The sequence below is a fragment of the Paenibacillus sp. GCM10027628 genome, from assembly GCF_042676385.1.
Lineage (GTDB): Bacteria > Bacillota > Bacilli > Paenibacillales > NBRC-103111 > Paenibacillus_E.
The window spans coordinates 18,440-32,520 of sequence record NZ_JBHTHA010000010.1 but is presented as its reverse complement, the minus strand read 5'-3'; the positions used below and the strand labels follow the sequence as shown (position 1 = coordinate 32,520).

Annotated in this window: 11 protein-coding genes; 4 read left to right on the top strand and 7 right to left on the bottom strand. The window is 48.6% G+C overall.

All coding sequences use genetic code 11. The features are described from left to right. Nucleotide 1 precedes the first annotated feature (1 nt). Both ACFQZT_RS11255 and ACFQZT_RS11250 read right to left on the bottom strand, forming a co-directional pair. A complete protein-coding gene (locus ACFQZT_RS11255; RefSeq protein WP_379299686.1) occupies nt 2-703 on the bottom strand; it encodes a response regulator in 702 nt (233 codons plus the stop codon). Beyond that, nucleotides 696-2,306, bottom strand: coding sequence for an ATP-binding protein (locus ACFQZT_RS11250; RefSeq protein ID WP_379299684.1), 1,611 nt, complete (start codon nt 2,304-2,306; stop codon nt 696-698). The genes ACFQZT_RS11255 and ACFQZT_RS11250 overlap by 8 nt, the downstream gene beginning before the upstream one ends. Before the next feature lie 162 nt (nt 2,307-2,468). On the opposite strand from ACFQZT_RS11250, the gene ACFQZT_RS11245 reads away from it, so the two are divergent. Genes ACFQZT_RS11245 through ACFQZT_RS11235 form a run of 3 tightly spaced genes read left to right on the top strand, consistent with a single transcriptional unit; the run spans nt 2,469 to nt 5,292 of the window. Continuing rightward, nucleotides 2,469-3,317, top strand: coding sequence for an ABC transporter ATP-binding protein (locus ACFQZT_RS11245; RefSeq protein ID WP_379299682.1), 849 nt, complete (start codon nt 2,469-2,471; stop codon nt 3,315-3,317). Between the two features lie 37 nt (nt 3,318-3,354). Beyond that, entirely contained in the window at nt 3,355-4,146 is a 792-nt protein-coding gene (locus ACFQZT_RS11240) for an ABC transporter permease (RefSeq protein WP_379299680.1), read from the top strand. A gap of 33 nt (nt 4,147-4,179) precedes the next feature. Beyond that, a complete protein-coding gene (locus ACFQZT_RS11235) occupies nt 4,180-5,292 on the top strand; it encodes an ABC transporter substrate-binding protein (RefSeq protein WP_379299678.1) in 1,113 nt (370 codons plus the stop codon). A 50-nt stretch (nt 5,293-5,342) separates the two neighbouring features. Here the strand turns inward: ACFQZT_RS11235 and ACFQZT_RS11230 are convergent, their stop codons facing one another. Together ACFQZT_RS11230 and ACFQZT_RS11225 are read right to left on the bottom strand one after the other, a co-directional pair. Next, entirely contained in the window at nt 5,343-6,458 is a 1,116-nt protein-coding gene (locus tag ACFQZT_RS11230) for a phosphodiester glycosidase family protein (protein ID WP_379299676.1), read from the bottom strand. A gap of 173 nt (nt 6,459-6,631) precedes the next feature. Then, a complete protein-coding gene (locus ACFQZT_RS11225; RefSeq protein WP_379299674.1) occupies nt 6,632-7,906 on the bottom strand; it encodes an MFS transporter in 1,275 nt (424 codons plus the stop codon). 185 nt (nt 7,907-8,091) lie between these two features. On the opposite strand from ACFQZT_RS11225, the gene ACFQZT_RS11220 reads away from it, so the two are divergent. Next, nucleotides 8,092-9,933: an ABC transporter substrate-binding protein gene (locus ACFQZT_RS11220; protein WP_379299672.1), complete on the top strand. Its 1,842-nt coding sequence runs from the start codon at nt 8,092-8,094 to the stop codon at nt 9,931-9,933. A 483-nt stretch (nt 9,934-10,416) separates the two neighbouring features. On the opposite strand, the gene ACFQZT_RS11215 is transcribed toward ACFQZT_RS11220, so the two are convergent. From ACFQZT_RS11215 to ACFQZT_RS11205, 3 genes are all read right to left on the bottom strand, one after another. Further along, complete coding sequence (locus ACFQZT_RS11215; protein ID WP_379299795.1) at nt 10,417-11,238, bottom strand: carbohydrate ABC transporter permease; 822 nt, start codon at nt 11,236-11,238, stop codon at nt 10,417-10,419. Nucleotides 11,239-11,308: 70 nt separating this feature from the next. Continuing rightward, on the bottom strand, nt 11,309-12,238 hold the full coding sequence (locus tag ACFQZT_RS11210) for an ABC transporter permease (protein ID WP_379299670.1): 930 nt from the start codon (nt 12,236-12,238) through the stop codon (nt 11,309-11,311). Between the two features lie 71 nt (nt 12,239-12,309). Next, nucleotides 12,310-13,968: an extracellular solute-binding protein gene (locus ACFQZT_RS11205; protein ID WP_379299668.1), complete on the bottom strand. Its 1,659-nt coding sequence runs from the start codon at nt 13,966-13,968 to the stop codon at nt 12,310-12,312. Between the last annotated feature and the right edge of the window lie 113 nt (nt 13,969-14,081).

Here is a 14,081-nt window from a genome sequence, read left to right as displayed (position 1 = left end):
CTCACTCTTTCAATCGGTATAGCCGTTGAGGACGGCCGATTGTGCCGTATTGTAAATATTCTTCAACTATATGCTCTTCTACCAGATAAGTCATATAATTTCGAACGGTGGAGCGGCTTACGCCGGCCCGCTGGGCGATCTGATCTACATTTTGAAACTCCTTGATTTCTTTCAAGTACTGTTTAATCCGTTCCAGGGTCCTAATGTCAATTCCTTTCTGGAAAGGGCTGGGGGTGACTGGACTCACGCCTGTATCCGGCGCTCGAAGTTTTTTTAGATTATCCAGCGACTCCTGATTCAATGGATCGGTGGAGGATAAACGGGACTTAAATTGGATGTATTTAAGAAGCGTGTTTTGCAGATGCTCCAAGTCAAAAGGTTTAAATAAATAATCAAAAATGCCTAACCGAAAACCTTCTTCGACGATTTCACGTTCTTTGGCAGCTGTAATCAGGATAATGTCACAGGGGAGGTTCTGGCTGCGGATGGTGCGCACAAGTTCAATGCCTGAATGATCGGGCAAATACACATCGAGCAGCAGCAAATCCGGCTTCGCAGCAAGCGTCGCGGACAAGGCTTGTTCATAATTGTGAGCGGTACCCACCAGTTCATAGCCTTCTTGCGAGCCAATGAATTTGCCATGCATTCTTGCAATCATAAAATCATCGTCAACGACGACTACGCGAAGAGGGGAATTACTCACGGGCCGTTCCTCCTTTTTTAGGTAAACTAGCTGCTAATGTCGAGCCTGAAGACGAACTTTCAATGGATAATTCGCCTCCAATATTTGAAATCAATCGGGCCAGTAAAGTAAGTCCAAATCCCCGCCCGCTTCCTTTGGTTGACACTCCGTCCTTAAACACGTCTTCACCAAGCAGAGGATCAATGCCCGGCCCCGTATCTTGCACGGAAATGGTCAGCCGATCGACCTCGTCCTCGAAACGAACGATGATCGTACCCGGACTTCCTTTGGAAGCAGCGCCTACAATGGCTTCAAGGGCGTTTTCGATCGCATTCCCTAGCAGCGTAATTACGATATCCCGATGCGGACATGGGTCGGGAAGCATCGATTCGGAGTCAACGATGAGCTGAATGCCAAGCTCCTTGGCCCGGTGCAGCTTGCCGATCAGCACGCCGATTACTGCAGGATCATGAATTCTGGACAAGAAAAAATTCAATAAATGCTGTTGTTCTTCATTAATTTGCTCGATCAATTCGTTCACCATTTCATACTCCTTCATTTTGATCAAACCCGAAATCAGGTGAAGTTTGTTCATGAACTCATGGCGCTGGCTTCGTAATGAATCGGCATACTGGCCGATATCGGCGAGGCGCTGATCGATTTGGTCGAGCTGAAGTTTATCCCGGAAAGTGGCTACGGCGCCGATGACTTTTCCTTTGGCCCGAACAGGTACGCGATTGGTAATCACCAGAGTATTTCCTATGATCATGGGCTCATCCTGATGGAGGCTCCCTTCTTCAAGCACTTCCAACAATCGCGAAGTAGGGAGAATGGAGTTAATATCGCGGCCACCAACATCCACATTCTCCATTTCCAATATTTTTTTGGCTTCGTGATTGCAGGTTGTAATTTTTCCGTCACTGTTGATGGCAATAATGCCTTCCCGGATGGAATTCAGGATTGCTGCTTGCTCTTGTGTGATGAAGGCAATTTCATTAGGTTCCATGTTGAAAATTTGTTTTTTGATGTGTCCGGATAACAAATAAGCGCCGAAGAGACCGAAAAGTAGGGCGACAATCCCCGAGATGGCGATTTTCAAGAGGATGCTATAAATATCTTTCCAAATATCCTGCACAAGAAAGCCGACGGAAACAAGCCCAATCTGGTGATGGCTCTCGTCGAATATCGGTGTTTTCCCGCGGATTGAAAGCCCGAGACTGCCTCCGGAGGTGGATTGAATTTCCAGCCCTTGCAGTACTTTTTGATCCATATCGGCGTCCTCCCCATCGAGGGGCAACCCTATTTTCGCCGGATTCGGGTGGCTGAAGCGGATTAAATCCATATTGGTAACCACAATAAATTCCGCTTTCGTTTTGTTGCGCAAATCTTCGGCCAGCGGTTGGATGACAGATGAAGGATTCGGCTCCTTTAACGTCTGAACCACTTGGGGCATCCCTGCAATCGTTCTTGCCAGAAAAATAGCGCGATCGCCTGTTTCTTTAAATTTCCTGTCAATAGTAATGTAGGATATCGCGGATATTACCAGGATTAGAACAAACAAAATATTCAACAGCACCAGGAGATTGATTTTCGATCTTAAGGTCAACAGCCGCTTCGGTTTCATCGTGTGCATCTCCATTTCGATTCCGTTGGGTTTATTGTGAAAACCGTTTTTATTGTAAATAATGAACTTTTTAGCACAATATATACGGTCACTTTATGTTCAACTATACTCAAAATTGTAAACGCTATCAATCAAAAAAAGCAAGTCAGGAGGCAGCGAGAAATGAGCGCAGAGACGGAACACGTTCGATATGAAGCGAAAGTAAATGCGAAACCTATGATCGAGTTAATAGGAGTATCCAAAGAGTTTCTGAAACCATCCGGTGAAGTCCATACGGTGCTGCGCGACATCAACTTAACTGTAGGAAAAGGTGAATTTGTTTCCATTGTCGGCCCGACAGGCTGTGGGAAATCGACGACGTTAAGTTTAATCGCAGGATTCGAATCGCCGACGAAAGGGACGATACGGATTCAAAATGAACCGCTGGAAGGGATCAACCGCATTGCCGCTTGTGTATTTCAAACTGAAAATGCGTTCCCGTGGAAAACGGTCATCGATAATGTGTCCCTAGGTTTACGATTAAGAGGCACTGAAAAGCGCCAAGCCTATGACGAAGCAAGAAAATGGATTGAGATTGTTGGACTGAAAGGATTTGAAGGGCATTATCCTCATCAATTGTCCGGCGGAATGAGAAAACGCGTTGCGTTGGCGCAAACGCTCATCGTGCAACCGCAAATCTTGCTGATGGACGAATCGTTCTCCGCACTCGACGTGCATACGCGCCATTTGATGGAAAATGAGCTTCTCAAAATATGGGAAGAGACATCGGCTTCCGTCTTCTTTATCACTCATGATCTGGAGGAGGCCATAGCGTTAAGCGACCGGGTCGTTGTACTCAGCGCTGGACCGGCGGCGACTGTGAAAGGCGATTATCGGATTGATCTGCCGCGCCCGCGCAATGTGGCCGAAATTCGGTTTGATCCGGCATTTATGAGACTTCACGAACAAATTTGGAATGATTTAAGGGATGAGGTGATGATCAGCTATGCACACACTGTCGGCCATAAATAAGAATTCGAAAGAAGAAATCGATACAAGGAAAAGAGAAATGCGTAAGAAGGCATTGAAGATCAGAACGCGCAACCTGACGCTTCAAATTCTTCTGGCCATCATCATTTTTGGCCTGTGGGAGTTTCTGGCCGACCGGCAAATCATCGATAAGTTCTTCTTCTCCAGCCCGTCGGAAATTCTTTTGCACATCGTAGATTGGTTCCAGAACGGCACAAGCCAAGGCCCCTTGTATGTGCATTTCATTGTAACCTTTGAGGAAACGATTCTCTCGTTTGTCATAGGGGTGGCTCTAGGTGTAATCGGAGGCTACCTATTAGGGAGGAATGAGATTTTATCCGTTGTTCTCGGTCCTTACATCCAAATGTTGAATGCGCTTCCACGCGTAGTTCTCGCTCCCATCTTTATTCTATGGCTTGGATTGGGTATGCCGTCCAAAGTTGCTCTGGGCGTCACTTTAACCTTCTTCGTGGTCTTTTTCAATGCCTTCCAGGGCGTACGCGAAGTCGATAAGAATTTGGTCAACAATGCGCGGCTGCTGGGCGCTAACAATAGACAGCTGGCCAGACATGTTATCATTCCTTCCGCCTTAACGTGGATTCTGTCCAGTCTGCATTCCAGCTTCGGCTTCGCGCTCGTTGGGGCTGTAGTCGGCGAGTTCATTGGGGCTACTAAAGGTCTTGGATTTCTGATCTCGCAAGCTCAGGGCGCCTTTGACACAGCTGGCGTTTTCGCCGGCATGGTATTGCTTTCGTTAACCGCATTAGTTGCAAATTGGGCCGTTGGCAAGTTGGAAAAAAGGTTTATTGCTTGGCGCTTTGTCCGCCAGTAATAATAAAAACTCATGTGAGAAGGGGTAAAAACGATGAGAAAAAGCCAAAAAATTGCAGCAGGAATGTCCAGTGTCGCTATTCTTGCCATGCTTGCAACAGGATGCGGGGCTGCACAGCAGGCCGCTGCGCCAAGTAAAGATCCCGCCAAGCCTGCGGATACGGCAAAACCCGCTGAAACGAGTGCGGCTACCCCGGCAGCTGCTCCAATGCCGAAAGTGACGATCATGGTCGGAGGCTTGGAGAAGGTCATCTACCTGCCTTATAAACTAACGGAAAGTTTGGGTTATTTCAAAGATGAAGGTCTGACCGTCGAATTGGTGAATGAAGCCGCTGGACAATCTGCAGAGGAAGCGCTAATTGCCGGCGAAGTGCAAGGGGTTGGCGGATTCTACGACCATACGATCGATATGCAATCCAAAGGAAAGATTCTTGAATCCGTCGTACAAATGGCGGGGATCCCAGGGGAACGACTCATGGTATCCAATAAATTAAAAGATCAGATCAAAGGATTGCCCGACTTGAAAGGTCATACGATCGGCGTTACCGGACTCGGCTCTTCAACGAACTTCCTCGCGAACTACCTGGTAACGAAAGGAGGTAACACAACCAAAGATTACACGCCAGTGCCTGTTGGGGCAGGGCAAACCCTGATTGCTGCGATGCAGCAAGGGAAAATCGACTTGGCTGTAACCACTGAACCTACGGTATCCCTGCTCGTTTCCAAAAATATTGCTTCTGTTCTTGTAGATATGAACACGGTTGAGGGGACGAAGCAAGCATTAGGCGGCAACTATCCGGCTACTTCGCTTTATATGCAAACCTCGTATGTCAAGGCTCATCCTGACGTGACACAGCATTTAGCGAATGCTTTCGTGAAGACGATGAAATGGATCAACACGCATAAGCCTGAAGAAATTGCCGATAAACTGCCTAAGGAATATTATGCAGGCGATAAAGACATGTATTTAACCGCGCTTAAAGGCACGCTGCCTATGTTCACTCCAGATGGAAAAATGCCTGCGGATGCTCCGCAAAAAGTGCTGGAAGTTTTGAGCGCATTTAATCCGAAGCTAAAAGATGCCGGCATTAAGCTGGATCAAACGTATACCACGGAATTCGTTGACAAAGCGCTGCAAGCTAAATAAGAGACAATGCAAAAGAGCCCTTCCCGGGGCTCTTTGCGTTTTTGAACCTATTATTTCGCCGCGAACGGCTTATCGGAGGAATCGAAGTGAGACATGTCGACGCCAGCCCACATATTCGTCACTTTGACCTTGTCGGGATGGTCAAACACCAGGAAAGCAGTCGGCAAATACCTCATCCCATAACTGCTAGACGGTCGATTCACCACCTCGTTATGGTTAACGAGTACGGAGGAAGAACCGCCATCCAGATTAGCCGCGGTGACTGCTCCTTTATCCAATAGTAATTGTTGTGCGTCATAGAGCGTTGCACCCATGGAATAACCAGGTTGTCTGCCGTCAATGACGAGGAAAATAATCGTCCCGTCTTTGGTTTGCGCCATACATGTACGGGGGGCAATGCCCCAGCCATCCGCCTCGTTTTTCACAAGACCTTTGCCGTTAACAATGAATTTGGGCTGAAAGGTGACAGCATCTCTAACTCCCATTTTGATTAATTCAGAAGGTTTGTAGCGTCCTGCCACCATAATGCCGTTTCGATCAAGTCCCACGACGTTAACGGGATCATTCATCCCTCCATCGCTGTAGAGCAGCTTGCCTCCGGACATGACAACGCCGATCGGTCTAAAACCATTTCCGTCATAGTTCGGATCGTCAAAGGCGCCGCCATTTACACCGGCGATGGCTCCCGTTCTTTTCACCATACTTAGAATTTGCTCGCCTTGCCCGGCTAAGCTTGTCGTGACGACGCGAATCATTTGAGGATTATGAACGATTAGCATGTACCCTTTAAATTTATTGCTCGAAACCGGCTCAACTTCAACCGCGTTGTTCTTAGTCGAGGAAACGGCAATATTTCGATTGTCTTTTACTAAACCCATGGCATCGAATTTTTTGAAATAATCGTCGACTCTATGATTCAATTCGTCTTGTCCAATGAGATATTTGGCCAAGTCGCGATGCTGTGTTGTAATGATTGTATCAGCAAGCATGTATCTCCAGCTCGTTCCCGATGCTGTGAAATAAAACCAGCCTAGGAATACCGAGATGAACAGAAGGAACAAAAAGGCAAAAGTACGAAATAAACGTCTGCGCCGCGGCTTCAGCCGTGGTTTCAACGGCGGAGAACTGTTAGGCTGAGTCAAGCTGTAACCCTGATATTGCTGCAAAATCAATCACCTCTCTCAAAACATTCCTTTCTACTTTAAGGGGCAAACCTTAAAAGATGATTAAAAACGGCAAATTTCGTCAAATTCGCCATCATTCCTACAGAAAGTAGATGATCCACTCAAGGTCAGCCCTTGTTTTGAGGAGGCAGATTGTTTGGGTTCGTCGCGTGGTTCTAGATTCCGGCGCTTTGCAGACTAGCTTCCTTTGCCTTCAAGCCTGGTACAATCGAGGCGAGCAGCCCGACGCCGACAAGACCTGTAAGCAGAATCAGCGCTGCCATCGCAGCCGGGGACAGGAAGCCGCCGATGACCACATTCAGACCGCTGATGATTTGCGCGGCCCGATTCGTCATGGAGCTGAGTGCCATGTAGGAGCTGCGGGCATGATCGGGTACGAGCTGGACGAGCAGGGCCTGTTTGAGCGGAACGTAGGTAAGCTCTCCCACGGTAGCCAGCAGCATCAAGAGGACGAGCAGCCCAGGCTGATTACCGAACACGAGATACGAGTAGCCGATAATGTTGCACAACATCGCGGCAAGCATCACGCGGGTGTCGGATCGTCCTTTTAACACACGTCCTACGAAGAGGGAGAGAAGAACGACCGCAATCGTATTCTCCGTCCGCAGGAAACCGACTAGCGGCAGGCCGTCGACGGTGGCTGATAATCCGGGCAGCCAGGCCGTATGATGGATGTCTTGCGCGAGCCGGATGCCGATATATCCGGTCATATTCATCTCGACGGATACCGTGAGGATGCCGGCTAAGACGTAGATCATGAACCTCCGATCACGAAGCACTTCAGCATATCGCCGAAACATCGAAGTGTGTGCTGCAGCGTCTTCTTTGCCGGATGCCAAAGTATTTTGGGGCTCACTTGGCATCGTCTCCTGAATGAACAGGGCCGTGATGATCAGCGAAAGCAGCGACATACCGCCTACCGCCAGCAAGAGCTCGAATAAATAGTCGCTAAAAAAGAAACCGCCGATCATTCCCGCAACTGAAATGGCCAAGTTGTTGCACCAATAGTTGATGCGGTAAATAGCTTTGCGCGTGTCAGGCTCCGACACATCGATGAGCATCGCTTCGACCGCCGGCTTGCCAAACCCCGAAGACGCACTGATGAGCATCGTCATCAGGAGTGTGAGGCTGGCCGAGTGCAGCAGCGACGAGTTGGCTAACGCCATGACGGCGTAAGCCGCGGTGCCGCCGATCTCGGCTATTAGCATCACTTTCTTGCGGCCGAACCGGTCCGCATAGTGACCGCCGATGGTCGCGCAGAGGAGCGCGATACAAATGCTAATGGCTGTCGCCGTACCTGCAATCGTGGTACCAAGCGTTCTTGCAAAATAAACGGACATGAATGGTGTTACCATGTTACCGAGCGTATTTGTTAAGAAGCTCATCATAATACGCAGCCGTACGTTGGGATGAAATTGAAAGAATGTCATGAGATTCACCTGCTTAGTTTGATCGAAATAGTTGGTAGACCTACTATAGCAGATGGTAGCCGCTTAAAAAGTGTACAAGGATGAAAGAAGCTTTCCCCTTTTTCAAAACTTCATAAGATCGTTGACGAAATGAAACCGGACCCCTATACTTTTTCATTATTGGATAAATAGGGGAGGACACCTGCATGCAGCTTGCCTTGCAATACGTACAGTTGAAAGCATCTTTGATACGACTCGGGCATCGCGCAAATGAAGATGTACCTGTCACGGTTGAAGAAATATCGGGTTACTTGTACTGTACGGAACGCAACGTGAAGATTTTGATCCGTAAAATGAGCGACCTTGGCTGGATCGTGTGGACACCCGGCCGCGGAAGAGGTCACCGTTCGGCGATCCGATTTCTCGCATCGGCAGAAGAACTGCTGATGGCCGAGGCCAAGTTGTATGTGGAGCAGGGCAATTTGAACAGTGCCATGAGCTTGTTTCAAATGGAAGGATTGGATATCGGGTTGACCGACCGGTTTCTGGCATGGCTCGGAGACTATTTCGGCTACCGGGGAACGCAGGAGGCAGGAGCCATAGAGACGCTCCGTCTGCCGATGCACAATCGGATCGAGACCCTGGATCCCGCCGAGATCTTGTTCTCGCGCGATTTGCATTTCGTCAAGCAGACATTTGATACGCTGCTTCGGTATGATCCTGCTCGCGGCAGCCTTGAACCAAGCCTTGCTCATAACTGGTCATGCAGCGAAAATGGGAGCGTATGGACGTTCTATTTACGAAAACGCGTTAAATTTCATCATGGACGGGAACTTACAGCAGCTGATGTCGTCTATTCGTTGAACAGGCTTCGGTCAACAGGCAATGAGGATTCACCCAACCGTTGGCTTGGTGAAAAAATCAGCGGTATCCATGCCCTGGATCGCCTAACCGTTCAGGTGATATTGGAAGCTCCGAATTATATGTTTGCTCACTATGTCAGTTCGTATCCAACAGCTATCTTGCCAGAGGATATATACAAGTCCAGGAGCAACGATGAAATCAGTAAGCTGCCGGTAGGCACAGGCCCGTTTCGCATAACCAGGCATGATGATGGCGGCATTACGCTGGAAGCGTTTGAAGATTATTTTCGCGAGGGCGCGCATTTGGATCGAATTGAGCTGCTTTATGTACCCGAGCTTGTCAGTAAGCGGAATTGGCAGCAGTGGAATTTTCACATGGGTAAATTGAATCATGACACGCAGCAGGCACCAGCACACTGGCGAAAAAAAGAAGTCATGACGCTCGGATCGAACCTGCTTTCCTTTAACTTGCGAAAGCAAGGACCGCAGCAGGATCGCGAGGTCCGCCGGGCGATTCATCTTGTGCTTGATCGGCTCGGGATGATTGCTGAACTCGGCTTGAATGGCGCGATCCCGGCTGAGGGCTTTCTTCCTCCGGATAGGCCACGCGTGTCTTTAAAAGATAATCAGCCGGAGTTAGCGCGTGGACTGCTGGCGGCAAGCGGTTACGGCGGGCAGCCGCTGAAGCTGATCTTTACGCACTCTCACCATCGTGAAGCGGAGTGGATTCGGGATCGCTGCGCTGCCGTGGGGATCACGATGCATCTGACCGAGTATACGTACAAGGAAATGTCCAGCATCGATCTGCTTCTGGAAGGCGACGTGCTGCTGGGCGGCGTCGTGGCTGATGACGATGAGGCGCGCTGTCTCATTGAGATGTATAAGATCGGCAACATGCTGACCCGTGTCTGTGCATCGGATGAGCAGCGGCAAACCTTTAACGATACGATCGCGCGTATCGTTGCAGAGCCTGACGCGAATGTGCGCATGGCGCAAATTCGCGAGATGGAACGGCTGCTGACGGAGGAGCACCGCGTGCTGTTTCTGGTACATACGAAACAGCAGACCGTATTCAGCCCGCATTTGAAGGGGATTGCCGTCAATACGCTCGGTTGGTTTGATTTTAAAAATATTTGGTTTCGCCCCGAAATCAAAGAAACGAATCCCTTTTCCCAGCAAGCCTAACTAGAAAAGAAAGAAGCTGCCCCTAAGTAGATCATTCTACTTAGGGGCAGCTTCAGTTCTGAGGGGGTAACCCTTCGGGTCACCAGATTGACAGAGAACAAAGGTCTNCCCTAAGTAGATCATTCTACTTAGGGGCAGCTTCAGTTCTGAGGGGGTAACCCTTCGGGTCACCAGATTGACAGAGAACAAAGGTCTTTATTAGTGAACAAGTTTGACGCTAAATTTCGGAGAAATAGCCATTTCGGGGCTCGAAAGAACAAAAGTCCATAATCAACGAACAATCTTCGCTAATTATGGAATTTTATTCGTTCGAAGCCTGATTGGTGGTCATTTACCCACCAAATGCGTCAAAATGTTCTCTAATTAGAGACCTTGGTTCTTTTCACGACGGGTAAGGGGAAACTGTAGACACCCCAGTTTGTTTTCAATTGGAGGTGATGAATTTCGGGCTTTCGAAGGTTCCACTTCACTTAGTGGGCTCCTTCACCCTTTGACAGCGCCGATCATAACGCCTTTGACGAAGTACTTTTGCACGAAAGGATACAGGATCAAGACGGGTACCGAAGCGACCATAATCGTCGCATACTTGATTGTCTCCCCGAGCTGGAATTGATCGGCGGCGTTGGCGCCAGCGGACATGGCATCCGTATTGTTCGCAAGCAGGATCTCCCGCAAAGTCAACTGCAGCGGGTAAAGCTCGCGTTCTTTAATGAAGATGGAAGCATAGAACCAGCCGTTCCATTTTTCCACTGCATAGTAGAGGATCATCACGGCAATAACGGGCATCGAGAGTGGAATAATAATACGGAACAAGATGACGAAATGATTCGCTCCGTCCATTTTGGCCGATTCTTCCAAGCTCTCGGGTACGGCCATGAAAGCGGTACGCATGATGATGAGATTGAAGGTGTTGACTGCGAAAGGGATGATCGTCGCCCAGAGTGAATCGATCAATCCGACCTGTTTGACAACGAGGTAAAGCGGAATTAATCCGCCGCTGAAGAACATGGTCAGCACGATGACGAAGATGAATACCCGGTTCCACATCACATTTTTACGGGAAAGGACATAAGCGCCTAAGGCGGTTACGATCAAGTTCGTACAGACGCCGAAAATAAGAATGAACAGCGTATTTTTGTACCCTTTGAGAATCGCCGGATTATGAAAGACACTTTTGTAAGCTTCGAAACTAAATCCAAGCGGTTTATACAAAAATCCTTTATGTGTAATCAATTGACCCGCATCGCTGATGGAGGCAAAGGCTACATAGAGAAGCGGGTAGAGAGTTACGATAACAAGCGCCATTAAGGCCACATGAATCAGCCCTACAAATACCCTGTCGGAATAGCTGTTCCTCACAGTAAGCTCCCCCTTCTCACCATAGACTGTTTTCACTTATTTTTCGGCTGAATTTATTCGCTGCGATGAGCAGCAAGAGGTTAATCACCGAATTGAATAAGCCGACTGCCGAACTGTAGCTCCACCCGAATTCGAGCAGTCCTTTCCGGAATACGAAGGAGGAGATGACATCCGCAGTATCATAGGTGCTGGGATTATAGAGCAGGATGATTTTCTCAAAACCGACATTCAATAAATTGCCCATGCGCAAAATAAACATGATCGCGATCGTCGGTAGAATGCCCGGCAATGTAATGTTCCATATTTGCTTCCATCTACTGGCGCCGTCCATCCGGGCTGCTTCGTACTGCTCCTGATCAATACTCATCAATGCCGCCAGATAAATGATCGATTCCCAGCCGATTTTTTGCCAAATTTCCGAGAGCACATAGATCGTCCGGAACAGCTCGGGCTTCTGGAGCATGGCCGTATCATTAGCGCCGAAATAGGTCAGCAGGTTGTTGATGACGCCGCCGCTGTTCGTAAAATCTTTAATCATCCCGCAAATGACGATAAGGGAAATAAAATAAGGCATATAGGTGATCGTTTGGACAAAGCGCTGAAATCGCTTATTCGTTAGTTCGTTAATCAGTATCGCGAGCAGGATGGGGGCCGGAAATTCGAAACATAACGAATATAAAGAGATGAGCACTGTATTCTTCAAAATACGCCAGAAGTAATAGCTGCCGAAAAACGCTTTGAACTGATCCAGTCCGACCCAGTCGCTGCCGAGGATTCCTTTCATCGGGGTATATTCTTTGAACGCAATGATAGCGCCGTACATCGGGGCATAATGAAAGGTGAAGTAATAAGCCAGAACGGGAACCATCATGAGGTATAAATATTTGTTCAACACAAAATCTCGCTTGAAGCGGACAGTAAAGGTTGCATCCGTTCCTTTGCGCATGGGTGTGGACTCCTTTCATTAAACGTGCGGATCGGAATGAGAAGGGAGAGCAGCCTCTCCCTCAAGCTAATCTACCGTTTGTTATATCGATCCAGGGAAGCTTTCTTGATCTCGATCGCGCGATCGAGCTTAACGGACTTGAACTTCTCCACATACTTGTCAAAACTGTCGACCGACTCTGAGCCTAATATGATTTTGAGCGTCATTTCATCGACCAGGGTGTTCAGGTCCGTCATGATTTTGGCAAGCTCGGTGCTTTCTTCCGGTGTAGCTGTAATGGGTGGAAGTTTGTATTTATCAACATCAGTCTTTTGCCAGGTAGTGACGGCGTCGCGCTGTGTTTGCAGGGCTAAATATTGTTCAATGTAACGCTTATCTTGCACGAAAGGACCGTTGTAGTTACCGCGTATGTACATAGACATAGCCTGCGCAGGAGCGAGCTTATCCGGATTTTTCAAGATCAGATCGGTGTACTTCGGATATCCGTTTTCATTATTATAGGATACGCCTTCGGTGCCGAAATTGAAGAACATATGCCCTTCATCCGAGTAACCATAGTCGAGAAGCTTTGCGGCAATTTCGACGTTTTTGGATTTGGCTGTGATAGCGACCATGCCTCCTGGAGAGTTGGCGGGGTCCTTTTGGCCGTACATGGCGGTATCACCCTTCTTCAATACGGGATAAGGGGCTCCGATAAGCACGGCTTTCGGGTCCTTGGCCACGATAAGCGGCTGCCATTTGCCAATACCGCCCCCAGCATTGTTGACTGTAGCGCCTGTTGCACCGGAAGCGATATTCGCATCCATCGATTTGGTATCGGCGGTAGCGAAGTTCTTATCGATCAAACCTTCTTCATACCATTTGTGAAATGTTGCGAGAAAATCTTTGTACCCTTTCTCCGCTGGTCCGAACTTTATCTTTCCGTTATCGATAAAGAAGTCGCGTGTCACACCGAAAGCGCTGGCGAAAGCGCCGTTGCTAAGCTCATTGAAAGGCCGGGGAACGCTGACAACAGCGAATGCAGCCGTTGCGCCTTTCTTTTCTTTGAAAGCTTTGAGTGTGGTATACCACTCATCAATCGTGGTTGGAACCGGCAGGCCAAGCTCATCCAGCCAATCTTTGCGTACGATGGGGCCTTGATAAACACGCAAATAATCGTCGCCGCGAATGAAGGGGAACGTAAAGTAGCTGCCGTTGTCAGTTTTAACCTGCTTGTCGACGGCGGGGTGCTCTTTCAAATATTTTTTCAGGTTCGGCGCGTATTTATCAATGGTCTCATTCAGTTTCAGGATGTAGCCGTCTTTGATCGCTTTTTCCGGCCCTCCGGGGAACTTGGTGAGCCAATCGTATTCGATCATATCCGGTAATTCGCCTGATGCGAGCATGACATTCAATGCTTGTTCGGCCTGGTTCGTTGGCGGAGCGGAGAATTTCAGATTCACTCCGGTTTTCTTCTGCCAATCCTGGAAGAAGGGGACATCCGCGTGTGCGGATTTGACACCCGTCAGATTGCCGTTTATTTCGCCCCAATAAGTAAGTGTTTTATCCGTTTTCATCGGGTAGGTCGTCGTTGCACTTGAGCCCGGGGTTGCCGCGCCACCTGCTGCTGCCGTTGGACTCGAACTGCTCGGGTTGGAGCTTGTGCTATTGGATGTGCAAGCTACAGTGAAGCTTGCCGTCAATGACGTTACGACCAGCATCATGTACAATTTTTTTCTGTTCTTCTTCATAGTGGACCTCCAGACCGTTTATCAATTGGTTGATCGCCAGACCATTGCTAAAGGAACGTAGGCTTGAGATCCGTCGTTCCTTGTCTCTACTATATGACAACGCTTACATGCAA